Origin of the sequence: Rhodococcus sp. IEGM 1372 (genome assembly GCF_030056835.1) — a bacterium.
In the GTDB taxonomy this organism is placed as follows: Bacteria; Actinomycetota; Actinomycetes; order Mycobacteriales; family Mycobacteriaceae; genus Rhodococcoides.
The window spans coordinates 101,808-114,578 of the sequence record NZ_JASHKS010000002.1; the positions used below are offsets into that span (position 1 = coordinate 101,808).

Here is a 12,771-nt window from a genome sequence, read left to right on the forward strand (position 1 = left end):
CCACAGTACCGATGCGGCTCCGCCCAGCTCTAGGCATCGAGCGGCGTCGTCACCGCGATCCGGCGCGTGCCGTCGTCCAACGTCACCACCTGATAGGCATTGCGCTCGGTTCCCACCGGCGAACCGTCGGAGTCGAGGTTCTCGAGTAGAAGATGCCCGACCCAGATACCCGGCACCTCTGCCTCGGTGACGATGTCGCGGGCCCGCACACCCTCGATTCCGCGCGACCGATAGTAGGTCTGCCCCTCCCGAAAGAACTCTCGAGTCTGCTGCGGATCGGCGATCGCCGCACATCCACGCGCTGTGACCGCCAGAGCCGGATAGTTGTAGATCTCGGCCAGACCGTCGAGATCACCCGAGGTCAGGTACCCCGTATAACGAGCGAAGAAGCTGTCGACCGATTCGTTGTCAGGTGTCATATCGACAACGGTAGGACCCATTCCCGTCAGGGCTGTGTCGGGAATCGGGAAAAATTCGGACGGTGCCGAAGCAGAATGCGCCCCAGTCGCTCGACAGCGTGCTCACCCTGCGCCGCGTCGCGCGTCAGCAGCGGATCGTCGAATGGCTGGGGTCGGCAGCTGCGCCGTTGACCTCGCCTGAACTCGCGCAGCGGCTCGGGGTCTCCGTGCGCACCGTCGAACGCGACCTCGCCCGGTTGCGTGAGTCCGGGGTCCCTGTCGATGCGGTGCCGGGTGTGCACGGCGGATCTCGGCTGGCGAGTGTCGCCTCGCCCCGGCCTGTGCGGTTGACCGCCCCCGAAATAGCAGCACTCATCGCGAGCCTCGCCGCTCTGGGGCCCACCGAAACCGACAGTGCCGCATCGGCAATGAAAGCCTTGATCGAGGCATTGACCACCGAGTGATCCGGGAGTAGGCATCACCGTTTTCACGCCACCAGGGTCAGAGTTGCGCAACCAAGGCAGGCAATCCCGTCGCGGCCGTGGTGCGCCACCGGTGATCGGCCATGTCCGAGACCTCGGTCTCGACCGGGTTGATCTCGACCACCGTCGCTCCGGCGCTGCGGGCGATCGCGGGCAGCCCGGCGAACGGGTACACCACTCCGGACGTGCCGACGACGAGAACGAGGTCGGCCTCACGAACCGCGTGCTCGGCCGCCTCCCACGCGGCCTCGGGCAGAGATTCGCCGAACCACACCGCTCCCGGCCTGATCAACCCACCGCACAGCGGGCATTCCGGCGGCGGAACTCGCTGATCGGCCTCGGCCGGGGCGTCGGCCGCACCGTCGTCGAACGATGCTCGTGTGCCACAGTCGCTGCAGTACGGCTCGAACAGACTGCCGTGCACGTGCGAGAGAACTGTGGCCCCGGCCCTCTCGTGGAGGTCGTCGACATTCTGGGTGGCGATATCGACGTGCGCCCGCTGCTGCCATTGCGCCAGTGCCACGTGACCGGCGTTGGGCTCGGAGCGTCGGACCAATTCGGCTCGCCATCGATACCAGCCCCACACCAGATCGCTGTCGGCCAGCCACCCCTCCGGGCTGGCGAGATCCTTGGGGTCGAAGTCCTTCCACAACCCGCTCTGGGCGTCCCGGAACGTGGCGATCCCCGACTCTGCGGACATACCCGCGCCGGTGAGCACGGTGATCCGCGATGCTCCTCGCGCGGAGTCCACGACGGGCTTCGGAACGGCTACGGGCGACTGGTTCTCGGAAGTGCTCACCCGGTTATTGTGCCGAGCGGTGTGCCGCGTCGCGCTACCGTGGTCGCATGAGCATCGACACCACCGCGCGCACTCTACGACGCCGACCTCTGTGGTTGGCCGCCTGCGCAGCCGTCGTCGTGGTGGTGGTGGCTGTCGTGGTTCTGTGGCTGGCACCGAGCCGGTACCTCCCGTGGGACACCGAAGCGTTCCCCGAGGTGAGCACCGGCGAGCTGACCGCCGATCAGGCTCGGGTGGTCGAACTCCTGCGCACCGAGCACGAACTGCAGCGTCCGGGAACGTTCTACGCCGAGGGCGTCGAGGAAGCGTGGTGCGCCGATTTCGTCAGCTGGATCATGAAGGAGGCCGGCCTGCCGCTGTCGAATCCCCATTCGGGTTCGTGGCGCATTCCCGGCGTCTACACCCTGCAGGAGTACTACCAGGAGCAGGGACGATTCGAGGCCGTCGGCGACTACACGCCATCGGTGGGCGACGTGGTGCTCTACGACAACACGAGCTTCAGCGGCCAACACACCAACGTGATCGTCGCAGTCGACGGCGACGAGGCCGTCACCGTCGGCGGCAACGAAGCCGGCAAGATCAGGGTGCACACGCTGCACTACGGATCCGATTCCGGAGTCGTCGGATTCGGTCGACTCCAGAGCTGACGGTCACTCCGGCGGGATCGCGTCTGCGTCACCGTACGAACGAGCGCCGCCGTCTCGTTTGGCTCGGTAGAGCAACATGTCCGCGCGGTCGAAGCAGTCGTCGACGGACTCCCCGGCACGCAGTGTCGTGTAGCCGGCAGAGAATTTCTGTCCGTCGGGCACGACCGCCGACAACTCGGCCAGCACGGCCGACATGGTCGTCGTACCCGCGCCGGGCATCACCAGAGCGAACTCCTCGCCGCCCCACCTGGCGAGGGACGCGCGGCCACCGAGCAGGCCCTCGGCAGCAGCAGAGAACTGAATCAACAGCCGATCTCCGCGTCCGTGCCCGTACTTGTCGTTGTACGACTTGAACCGGTCGAAATCGAGCATCGCCAGAGCCAATACGACATCGGCACCTCGCGGTGTCGTCAACTGATGCAGCCGATCTCGCCATCCACGCCGGTTGAGCAATCCGGTGAGGGCATCGGTCTGCGCGGCCTGACGGAGGTCGTCCTCGACGCGCCGACGGTCGGTGGTGTCGTGCACGACGGCCATCGTCCATCGAATGCCCGCGGGGCCAGGAACCTCACTGGCCGAGACCCATCCCCACCGGATGGCGCCGTCCGCATGCAGGTAGCGCTTCTCGACGTGCACCGATTCCCCACGCGCCTTGGCGTCGGCCATGATCTGTTCCATGGCGACATGCTGGGCCAGATCGTCGGGATGGGTGAACTCGCGTGAAGACCGGCCGGCCAACAGGTGACGCGGACAACCGACGATGGCCGCGTACGCCTCGTTCGCGAGAACCAACAATCCGTTCTCGTCGGCCAGGGCCAATCCGACCGTGCTGGCCTCGAACATCTCCCGATACCAACGTTCGGTGTCGACCATCTTCAGCCGGTCTCTTCCTCGAACAGTGCAAGCCACGTCGAATCGCACGGACCACCGAGAATACTCGGTGCGTCGCACACGGGCGGCACGTGAGCAGGGCTCTGCCGATCTTGACCTTGACGTAGTGTCACGGTTCACACTGAACACATGAGAATCGGATCCCTGGCCGACGCCGCCGGAACGACACCTCGAACAGTGCGGCACTATCACCGTCTCGGCCTGCTCGGTGAGCCACGCCGTCTGTCCAACGGCTATCGCGAGTACACGATCGACGACGTGGTTCGACTGATGAGAATCCGCTGGCTCGCCGATGCCGGAATGCCCCTCGGCGCGATCGCGGCAGCGCTGGACCAGCGGGCAACGGACGAGAGCGACGTGGTCGCCGATCTACGCGCTCTGCTGGCCGGTATCGAAACGGAGCAGAAAGCATTGGCGCACAAGCACACTCGATTGTCCGCCCTGCTCGACGACGCCGTCGAGCATCGTCCACTGACCGCTCTGCCGCGCGATGCGGCGGACACACTTGCCGTATTGATCGATGCCGCTGCGGAGACCGACCGCGAAGCGCTACTCCGTGAGCGTGACCTGCTCGAGGCGATGGCGATCGCGGGCACCGTCCCCGCGTCGTTCTTCGAGACGACGACAGCGGCGCTGGCCGATCCCGACACCCGGGTGAAGTACCTGGCGCTCCTGCGCAGATTCAGCGCGCTCGAAGGCCGAGACGTCGACGATGCCGCAGACGACATCGATTCGCTCGCAGCAGAATTGGCCTCGATGCTCGATATCGGCGCTCTTCTCTCGGCTGCGCCCGACGACACTGCCGACCAGACCGGCCCGCTGAGTATCGACGACATCGTGCCCGATCCCGCTCAGCGCGCAGTGATCATCGAAGCCACCGCACGCCTGCAGACCACCGAACCGAGCAGACCGGGTGATAGTCGATGACGGTCGTCGCGACGGTGGACCGAGCGAGCATCGTCTCCGCCCGAATTCACCGCCGCTTCGGCGTCGTGTCGCCGACGCTCGACGGCGGCCGACTCGTCCTACCGAATCAGGACGGCACCACCGTCGACATCGATTTGTCCTGCGCAACAGTGGTGTCCGTGCCCGCACCCCTGCAGCGATGGAGGCTCGAGGGTAGTGCCCACTCCTTCGGCCTTCACGTGGACGATCCAGCGGCACTGGTCGCAGCGCTCGGTCGGTCCGCCCCCTCGATCGGATCCCCGTCGGCGCGTCGGAGCAGTCCGGTTGCGAACAACAGCACCATCAAGGCCGCCGCGGTGATACCGGATCCGGCCCAGATGGGCGAGGTGTAGCCGAGACCGGCCGAGATCGTCACACCACCGAGCCACGCGCCCAACGCATTTCCCAGATTGAACGCGGCGATGTTCGCGCCGGACGCCATCGTCGGAGCGTCGGATGCGAACGACATCACCCGCATCTGCAGCCCCGGGACCGTCGCGAAGCCGAACGCACCCATCAGCACGAGGGATGCGATCGTCGCCGGGCGACTCTCCGCGGTGAGCGCGAAGAAGACGAGTACGACGGTCAGTGCACCCAGCAGAATCGTCAGCGTGCCGGTGAGGTTGCGGTCTGCTGCCTTGCCGCCGAGGTAGTTGCCGACGAACAATCCACCGCCGAACAGCACGAGCAGCCACGGCACCGAACTCGACGCGAAGCCACTGACGTCGGTGAGCGTGAACGCGATGTAGGTGAACGCACCGAACATGCCGCCGTACCCGAGCACCGTGACCACGATGGACAGCCACACCTGCACCGACCGGAACGCGCGCAGCTCTCGACGCAGATTGCTCACCTCACCGCTCCCGGTGTCACGAGGAACGAGGGCGGCGATACCGATCAACGCGACGACGCCGATCACCGTGATCGCCCAGAACGTCGAGCGCCAACCGTGGTTCTGACCCAGAAACGTCCCGAACGGAACTCCGAGGACGTTGGCGGCGGTAAGACCGGCGAACATCATGGCGATGGCTCCCGCCTTCTTCGCAGGCTCGACGAGGCTGGCCGCGACGACGGCACCGATACCGAAGAACGCTCCGTGACACAGCGCAGCGACGACGCGGCCGAGCAGCATCATCTCGTAACTGCTCGACAGTGCGGAAACGAGATTGCCGACGATGAACAGGCACATCAGTGCGAGCAGGACACTCTTGCGAGGAAACCGTGTCACGGCGGCGGTGACGAGCAGGGCCCCGACGACGACGGACAGCGCGTAGCCCGTGATGAGCCATCCGGCCGTGGCCTCGCTGACCGCGAAATCGGCCGCGACTTCGGGCAGTAGCCCCATGATGACGAATTCGGTCAAACCGATTCCGAATCCCCCGATGGCGAGGGCGAGCAGGCCGAGTGGCATGTCTGAACTCCTGATTGGAAGATGCGTACGCAATTATCGAGCTACCGCGTGTAGTTGCACGCGCTTGATAAATGCTTGCATGCGCGTCATATATGCGCAAGCCGGGCACTGTTCGATCGGACCGAAACCGTCCCCGAACTGGGCATATCGCGGCAAAGCAGACTCCGAGGGTTACTTCACCTCACGTACACGTATTGTTTGCCCCAGAATCCCGATCTCATCAGGATCGGATACCACCGTCCGCGACCCCCGACCGAGTGGTCGATACACAGCCGGGAAGTCACTTCTCCTCCATGCACGTACCCCACAGCAGCTCCGATACGTCGGCTCCGGTTGTTCCGGCTCAGGGGGACACAGCTCCGCCGCCCAGCGGACCGCGTCGGCCACCGCAACGCCGAGATCTCAACGGCCTTCGCGGTGTCGCGATCGCACTCGTCGTCGTGTTCCACATCTGGATGGGCCGGGTGTCGGGAGGCGTCGATGTATTTCTCACCCTGTCCGGCTTCTTCTTCACCGCATCTCTGCTGAGATCGGCCGAGGCCGGGGCGAGCCTGAATCCGTTCACCCGGATCACTCGGGTGCTGCGCAGGCTCGGGCCTCCCCTGCTGATCACGCTGCTCGCGGTTGCCGTCGCATCGGTATTCCTGCTGCCGCGCACTCGCTGGGCCGACCTGGGCGATCAACTCGTATCCGGCGTCTTCTACTACGTGAACTGGCAGCTGGCGACGACGGCGAACGACTACCTTGCGGCCGACCCCTCGGTGAGCCCACTTCAGCACCTGTGGTCGGTGGCCGTCCAGTTCCAGTTCTATCTCCTGGCCATCGCCGTCGTGTTCGGTCTCGCATGGGTCCGACGCATCGCGCGACCCCAGGGGCCTCGAAGTCTCGATCCGCGCACCTTCGCCGTGATCTTCTCGCTCATCGCCGTGCTGTCCTTCGCCTACGCAGCGGACGGTGTGCAACGCCACCAGGCGTGGAACTACTACGACACCGGGGCGCGGCTGTGGGAAATCATGCTCGGAGCCGCAGTAGCCGCCGTGTTCGCCGCACGCAATGGCGAGCCGTCGTCCGAGCCGTCCTCCGATGAGACCCGAACGCGGTCGCAGCTACGCGCGGCCCTTGCCGGTATCGGAATAGCGGTCATCGTCGCGTGCGGCTTTCTCGTGGACGGTGTAGCTGCATTTCCCGGTCCGCTGGCCCTGATTCCGGTGCTGGCCACCCTCGCGTTGATCGTCGCGGGCTCCGAGACCGCAGTGGCGGCCACGCTCTCCAATCGGTTCTTCGCCTGGCTCGGATCCATTGCGTTTCCGCTGTACCTGTGGCACTGGCCGCTGCTGATCTTCCACCTGTCGGCGACCGGCCGAGCCCACGCCGACATTCTCGGCGGTCTCGGCATCGTCGGAGCCTCGGTTGCACTGGCATGGCTCACCGTGCGCCTCGTCGAGCGACCCACGCAGTCGCCGACGTTCACGCCGGCACGCATCGCGGTGACTGCGACTGCGGCGATCGCTGCCGTCACGGTGACGGCAGGTTCGATCGGATGGAACTTCCACATCGATCGGTCGATCGACGCGGTGCAAGCCGACGGATCGGTCGACGAGCAGACTCACCCGGGAGCGCTCGAACTGACCGACGGTATTCGCGTGGAGCCGGCCGACGTCAGTCCCCCGCTGTACTCCGCCCCCGAGGATCTGCCGGCCACCACCCTCGAGGGCTGCATCGCGGACTTCGAGACGCGCGACGCGGTCTCGTGCACCTACGGCGACGTCGACTCGGACCGGACGATCGTGCTTGCAGGCAGCTCGCACGCCGAACACTGGGTGACCGCCCTCGACACGCTCGGTCTCCGGCACGGCTTCGCGGTCGTCACGTTCTTGAAGATGGGCTGCCCGCTGAGCACGGACACGATGCCGATGCTCGGCCCCAACGAATACCCCGACTGCCTGGACTGGACACAGACCGTGCTGGCTCAGGTGGCCGAGATGCAACCCGACTACGTGTTCACCACCGCCACCCGGCCCAGGGAGGACGCGCCCGGCGACTTCACACCGCCCTGGTACGCCTCGGTGTGGCAGCAACTGACCGCGAACGGCGTCGGAATTCTGGGCATCCGAGACACCCCGTGGCTCGCGTATCGGGCGATCGACTGCCTCGCCGACGGCGGCACGGCCGCCTCCTGCGGTATCCCGAGGGACGAGGCGCTGGACCCCGTCAACCCGGCCCTGGCCTCCTCGTTCCAGCTGCCCGGATTCTCTGCTCTCGACCTGTCCGATGCGGTGTGCGACGACACCGTGTGCCGCGCCGAGCAGGGGAACGTTCTGATCTATCGTGACGAACACCATCTCACCGCCACCTACGTGCGAACGCTCACCACCGAGCTGGGCCGACAGATCGGATCGGCCACCGGCTGGTGGGCCGGACCGTGATCCAGTCGGTCCAAGGCCAGGGGCATGCGGCTCGCGCTCGGTAAGCCCGGGCCCACCCGCCACAGTAGGGTTGATCCATGCTGCACGAAGCCTCCGACGACACGCCTGCCATCGCAGTATGGCCGGGATCCGCTTATCCGCTCGGCGCGACCTACGACGGAGCAGGAACAAATTTCGCACTGTTCTCCGAGGCCGCGGAGGCCGTGGATCTGTGCCTGATCGCCGCTGACGGAACCGAGACCCGCATCCGTTTCGAGGAGTCCGACGGCTACGTCTGGCACGCATATCTGCCCACGGTGGAACCGGGTCAGCGCTACGGCTACCGCGTGCACGGCCCGTGGGATCCAGCAGCCGGGCACCGCTGCGATCCGAGCAAACTGCTCGTCGATCCGTACGGCAAGGCGTTCGAGGGATCGTTCGACGGCGACCGATCGCTCTTCTCGTACAACATGGACGCGCCGGCTCCCGCACCCGAGGCCGCGGTACCGACCGACGACGAATCCGCGGATTCACTCGACTCCGAGGCACCGTTCGAGGACACCACCGATCTCTCCGATCCCGACGACGAGATCATCGAGGACGCTCCCCTCGCACACGACGACGCGCCGAACAACGACTTCCCCCAGCACGATTCGCTCGGACACACGATGACCACCGTCGTCATCAACCCCTTCTTCGACTGGCAGGCCGATCGCGCCCCCAAGCGCCCGTACCACGAGACGGTGATCTACGAGGCCCACGTCAAGGGCATGACGATCAACCATCCCGACATCCCCGAAGCCGAGCGCGGCACCTACGCGGGCCTGGCGCATCCGGTGATCATCGACCACCTCAACCACCTCGGTGTCACGGCCATCGAGCTCATGCCGGTGCACCAGTTCATGCAGGACCAGGTTCTGCTGGACAAGGGATTGCGAAACTACTGGGGCTACAACACTTTCGGCTTCCTGGCCCCGCACGCGGAGTACTCCTCACACAAGTCCCCCGGTGCCGCGGTCACCGAGTTCAAGGCCATGGTTCGTTCGTTCCACGCCGCAGGCATCGAAGTGATCCTCGACGTGGTCTACAACCACACCGCCGAGGGCAACCACATGGGCCCGACCATCAGCTTCCGCGGCATCGACAACGCCGCGTACTACCGGCTCGTCGACGGCGACCTCGAGCACTACATGGACTACACCGGTACCGGCAACAGCCTCAATGCGCGACACCCGCACACGCTGCAGCTCATCATGGACTCACTGCGCTACTGGGTCACCGAGATGCACGTGGACGGATTCCGATTCGATCTCGCGTCCACCCTGGCGCGCGAACTGCACGACGTCGATCGCCTGAGCGCGTTCTTCGATCTGGTGCAACAGGATCCGGTCGTCAGCCAGGTGAAGCTGATCGCCGAGCCCTGGGACGTGGGCGAAGGCGGCTACCAGGTCGGCAACTTCCCCGGCCTGTGGACGGAGTGGAACGGCAAGTACCGCGACACCGTGCGCGACTACTGGCGGGGTGAGCCGGCCACGCTGGGCGAGTTCGCGTCGAGGCTGACCGGATCCTCGGATCTGTACGAGGCCACCGGCCGTCGCCCCGGTGCCAGCATCAACTTCGTCATCGCGCACGACGGGTTCACGCTCAACGATCTGGTGTCGTACAACGACAAGCACAACGACGCCAACGGTGAGGACAACAACGACGGCGAGAGCCACAACCGCTCGTGGAACTGCGGCGTGGAAGGCCCGACGGACGATCCGGAGATCCTGGACCTGCGTGCCCGCCAGATCCGCAACATCATGGCGACGTTGCTGCTCAGCCAGGGCACGCCCATGATCGCCCACGGCGACGAGATGGCGCGTACTCAGCAGGGCAACAACAACGTCTACTGCCAGGACTCCGAACTCGCCTGGATGGACTGGTCGTTGGCCGAGAAGAACGCCGAACTGATCGAGTTCACCCGCAACGCCATCTCGCTGCGCGCCGAACATCCGGTGTTCCGGCGTCGACGGTTCTTCGAGGGCCGTCCCATTCGAACCGGCGAGCAGGCCCGAGACATCGCCTGGCTCACCCCGGCGGGCGAGGAGATGACCCCGGAGGACTGGGACAGCGGATTCGGCAAGTCGCTGACCGTGTTCCTCAACGGTGACGGAATCCCGGAACCGAACCAGCGCGGAGAGCGAGTCGTCGACGACTCGTTTCTGTTGTGCTTCAACGCACATCACGAGACCATCGAGTTCGTGACCCCGGACGGGAACTACGCCAAGGAATGGACGGTGGCGCTGAACACCGCGTCGCGAACCGGGACAAGTGAGAAATCGATCGAAGCGGGTACACCGGTGGAAGTCACCGCTCGTTCCCTGCTCGTTCTACGAAAGACTGCCTGACATATGCCGCTGCCCACCAGTACATACCGGTTACAACTGCGGGGCGATGCCTTCACCCTGGCCGACGCCTCCGACGTGGTCGACTACCTCCACGACCTCGGGGTCACCCACCTGTATCTGTCGCCCATCCTGACTGCGACCGAGGGCTCGACCCACGGCTACGACGTCACCGACACCGCCACGGTCTCGGCCGCACTGGGTGGCCGGGAAGCGTTGACGCAGTTGCATTCTCGTGCAGCAGAGCTGGGCATGGGGATCATCGTCGACATCGTCCCCAACCACGTCGGAGTGGAGGACCCGCGGCAGAACGCATGGTGGTGGGACGTGCTGCGACGCGGCCGTGACTCCGACTACGCGACGTACTTCGACATCGACTTCGGAGCCGACAACGGCGTCGACGGCAAGATCGCCATTCCGGTCCTCGGTAGCGCGAGCGACGTGGGCGAACTGACCGTCGACCGCTCCGAGGACCAGCCTCTGCTCGCGTTCTACGAGCACCGCTTCCCCATCGCCGACGGCACGGACAGCGGCGACGCGCAGGCCGTACACGATCGTCAGGCGTACCGACTGGTGAGCTGGTCCGACGGACTGATCGGGTACCGACGGTTCTTCTCGGTGAACGGTCTGGCAGGAATTCGGCAGGAAGACCTCGACGTCTTCACCGACTCCCACCGCCAGGTGGCCAGTTGGATCGACGACGGTCTGATCGACGGACTTCGCGTCGACCATCCCGATGGCCTGGCCGACCCGGCCGGCTACCTCACCGAACTACGCGGGCTCCTCGGCCCCGACCGGTGGCTGGTCATCGAGAAGATTCTGGCCGACGGCGAACCGCTGGACGAATCGCTCCCCGTCGACGGCACGACCGGATACGACGCGCTGGCCGCGGTCGGCGGAGTCTTCGTCGACCCCGAGGGCGTGCACGCGCTCACCGCACTGTCTCAGGTGCGCTCGGGCATCGCCTACGACAGCGAGACGCTGCACGAGACGGAACTCGACCTCAAGACCGGTGTCGCCCGCGGCGATCTGTCCCCTGAGGTGCGACGCCTCGCCCGGGCGGTCGTTCGCGAGTCCGGCACCACCGTCGAGCTCGAGTCCGTCATCGACGCGATCGTCGCCGTCGTCGCGGCCGTACCCGTGTACAGGACCGACTACGCACCGCTGGCCCGCGTACTGTCCGGCGTGATCGCGGACATCGGCGAGGAGCAGCCCGAATTGGCAGCCGGCCTCGGTGCGTTGACGACAGCTCTCATCGGCGGTGCCGAATCGCCGGTGCGATTCGATCAGGTGTGCGGTGCCGTCACCGCCAAGGGCGTCGAGGACTGCCTGTTCTACCGCGCCAACCGGCTCATCTCGTTGCAGGAGGTCGGCGGCGATCCCGGCCGATTCGGTTGCAGCACAGAGTTCTTCCATCTCACCAATGCGGACCGCGCGAAGCGATGGCCGGCGGCAATGACGACGCTGTCGACTCACGACACCAAGCGAGGCGAGGACGTGCGAGCGCGCATCGGCGTGCTGTCGCAGACTCCCGAGCTCTGGGCCCGATGCATCACGGACTGGGAGGAACTGACCCCGAGCCCCGACGGCACCACCGGAATGTTCCTGTGGCAGAACCTGTTCGGAGTCTGGCCGGCGGACGGAGTGGTCACGTCCTCGCTGCGTGAACGCGTCCACGCCTACGCGGAGAAGGCGATTCGCGAGGCCGCCCTTCGCACCACGTGGACCGATCCGGACGAGGAATTCGAGTCCGCGGTACACAGCTGGCTCGATGCGATCTTCGACGGTGCCGTCGCCCGTTCGATGTCGATGCTCGTCGAGAAGCTCGCTCCGCACGGTCATTCCGACGCTCTGGGTCAGAAACTACTGAACCTGGCCGGGCCCGGCATCCCCGATGTGTACCAGGGCACCGAGCTGTGGGAGGACTCGCTCGTCGACCCCGACAACCGCAGGCCCGTCGACTACTCGGTTCGTCGATCGATGCTCGCCGCGTCGAACCCCGCTGCGCTCTCGGTCGATACGGGTGCCGCCAAGCTCGCCGTCGTTCGCTCCGCCCTGCACGTGCGACGCGAGCGACCCGAGAGTTTCGTCGGCGGAACCTACGCACCCATCGTCGCGGACGGATCCGCAGCCGAGCACCTCGTCGGATTCGCACGTGGCCCGCTGCCCGGCAACGCCGACGTGGTGGCACTGGCCACCCGACTCTCCCTCGGCTTGGCCGAGCAGGGGTGGGGCGAGACGACCGTGACCCTGCCCGACGGTCGCTGGCGAGATCGGCTCACCGACGTCGAACACACCGGCACCGTGTCGGTGGCCGAGGTGTTCGCCTCGCTCCCGGTCGCACTTCTGGTGCGCGACAACGAAGGAACGGTGACACAGTGACCTCTCCCGCAGTGACGTCACCGG

General features: G+C 65.9%; 10 protein-coding genes. 6 read left to right on the top strand and 4 right to left on the bottom strand.

Going from position 1 to position 12,771, the window contains the following annotated elements:
* Window positions 1–29: 29 nt before the first annotated feature.
* The gene (locus QM590_RS02970) at window positions 30–419 is read right to left on the bottom strand and encodes a DUF6841 family protein (RefSeq protein WP_269593925.1); all 390 of its coding nucleotides are present in this window, start codon (window positions 417–419) and stop codon (window positions 30–32) included.
* Window positions 420–481: 62 nt separating this feature from the next.
* Between QM590_RS02970 and QM590_RS02975 the strand changes: the two genes are divergently transcribed.
* On the top strand, window positions 482–862 hold the full coding sequence (locus tag QM590_RS02975; RefSeq protein WP_269593924.1) for a helix-turn-helix transcriptional regulator: 381 nt from the start codon (window positions 482–484) through the stop codon (window positions 860–862).
* A gap of 37 nt (window positions 863–899) precedes the next feature.
* On the opposite strand, the gene QM590_RS02980 is transcribed toward QM590_RS02975, so the two are convergent.
* Window positions 900–1,679 carry an SIR2 family NAD-dependent protein deacylase gene (locus QM590_RS02980; protein ID WP_269593923.1) on the bottom strand — a complete coding sequence of 260 codons (780 nt, stop codon included), beginning with the start codon at window positions 1,677–1,679 and terminating at the stop codon, window positions 900–902.
* A gap of 47 nt (window positions 1,680–1,726) precedes the next feature.
* On the opposite strand from QM590_RS02980, the gene QM590_RS02985 reads away from it, so the two are divergent.
* On the top strand, window positions 1,727–2,326 hold the full coding sequence (locus tag QM590_RS02985; RefSeq protein ID WP_269593922.1) for a CHAP domain-containing protein: 600 nt from the start codon (window positions 1,727–1,729) through the stop codon (window positions 2,324–2,326).
* A gap of 3 nt (window positions 2,327–2,329) precedes the next feature.
* Here the strand turns inward: QM590_RS02985 and QM590_RS02990 are convergent, their stop codons facing one another.
* Entirely contained in the window at window positions 2,330–3,199 is an 870-nt protein-coding gene (locus QM590_RS02990; protein WP_269593921.1) for a GGDEF domain-containing protein, read from the bottom strand.
* 147 nt (window positions 3,200–3,346) lie between these two features.
* Between QM590_RS02990 and QM590_RS02995 the strand changes: the two genes are divergently transcribed.
* Complete coding sequence (locus tag QM590_RS02995) at window positions 3,347–4,144, top strand: MerR family transcriptional regulator (RefSeq protein WP_269593920.1); 798 nt, start codon at window positions 3,347–3,349, stop codon at window positions 4,142–4,144.
* A 214-nt stretch (window positions 4,145–4,358) separates the two neighbouring features.
* On the opposite strand, the gene QM590_RS03000 is transcribed toward QM590_RS02995, so the two are convergent.
* Window positions 4,359–5,573 carry an MFS transporter gene (locus QM590_RS03000; protein WP_269593919.1) on the bottom strand — a complete coding sequence of 405 codons (1,215 nt, stop codon included), beginning with the start codon at window positions 5,571–5,573 and terminating at the stop codon, window positions 4,359–4,361.
* Window positions 5,574–5,866: 293 nt separating this feature from the next.
* On the opposite strand from QM590_RS03000, the gene QM590_RS03005 reads away from it, so the two are divergent.
* The 3 genes from QM590_RS03005 (at window position 5,867) to treY (ending at window position 12,747) form a co-directional block, all read left to right on the top strand.
* Complete coding sequence (locus QM590_RS03005) at window positions 5,867–7,999, top strand: acyltransferase family protein (protein WP_269593918.1); 2,133 nt, start codon at window positions 5,867–5,869, stop codon at window positions 7,997–7,999.
* Between the two features lie 77 nt (window positions 8,000–8,076).
* Window positions 8,077–10,368 (top strand): glycogen debranching protein GlgX, encoded by a 2,292-nt coding sequence (glgX, locus tag QM590_RS03010; RefSeq protein WP_269593917.1) that lies wholly within the window; start codon window positions 8,077–8,079, stop codon window positions 10,366–10,368.
* Between the two features lie 3 nt (window positions 10,369–10,371).
* Complete coding sequence (gene treY, locus QM590_RS03015) at window positions 10,372–12,747, top strand: malto-oligosyltrehalose synthase (RefSeq protein ID WP_269593916.1); 2,376 nt, start codon at window positions 10,372–10,374, stop codon at window positions 12,745–12,747.
* Window positions 12,748–12,771: the final 24 nt, after the last annotated feature.

Bases quoted from the DNA above. Each gene is read 5' to 3' on its own strand.
- QM590_RS03005 (WP_269593918.1), top strand. From the start codon at position 5,867: ATGCACGTACCCCACAGCAGCTCCGATACGTCGGCTCCGGTTGTTCCG.
- treY (WP_269593916.1), top strand. From the start codon at position 10,372: ATGCCGCTGCCCACCAGTACATACCGGTTACAACTGCGGGGCGATGCC.
- QM590_RS03000 (WP_269593919.1), bottom strand. From the start codon at position 5,573: ATGCCACTCGGCCTGCTCGCCCTCGCCATCGGGGGATTCGGAATCGGT.
- QM590_RS02985 (WP_269593922.1), top strand. From the start codon at position 1,727: ATGAGCATCGACACCACCGCGCGCACTCTACGACGCCGACCTCTGTGG.
- QM590_RS02970 (WP_269593925.1), bottom strand. From the start codon at position 419: ATGACACCTGACAACGAATCGGTCGACAGCTTCTTCGCTCGTTATACG.
- QM590_RS02995 (WP_269593920.1), top strand. From the start codon at position 3,347: ATGAGAATCGGATCCCTGGCCGACGCCGCCGGAACGACACCTCGAACA.
- QM590_RS02990 (WP_269593921.1), bottom strand. From the start codon at position 3,199: ATGGTCGACACCGAACGTTGGTATCGGGAGATGTTCGAGGCCAGCACG.
- glgX (WP_269593917.1), top strand. From the start codon at position 8,077: ATGCTGCACGAAGCCTCCGACGACACGCCTGCCATCGCAGTATGGCCG.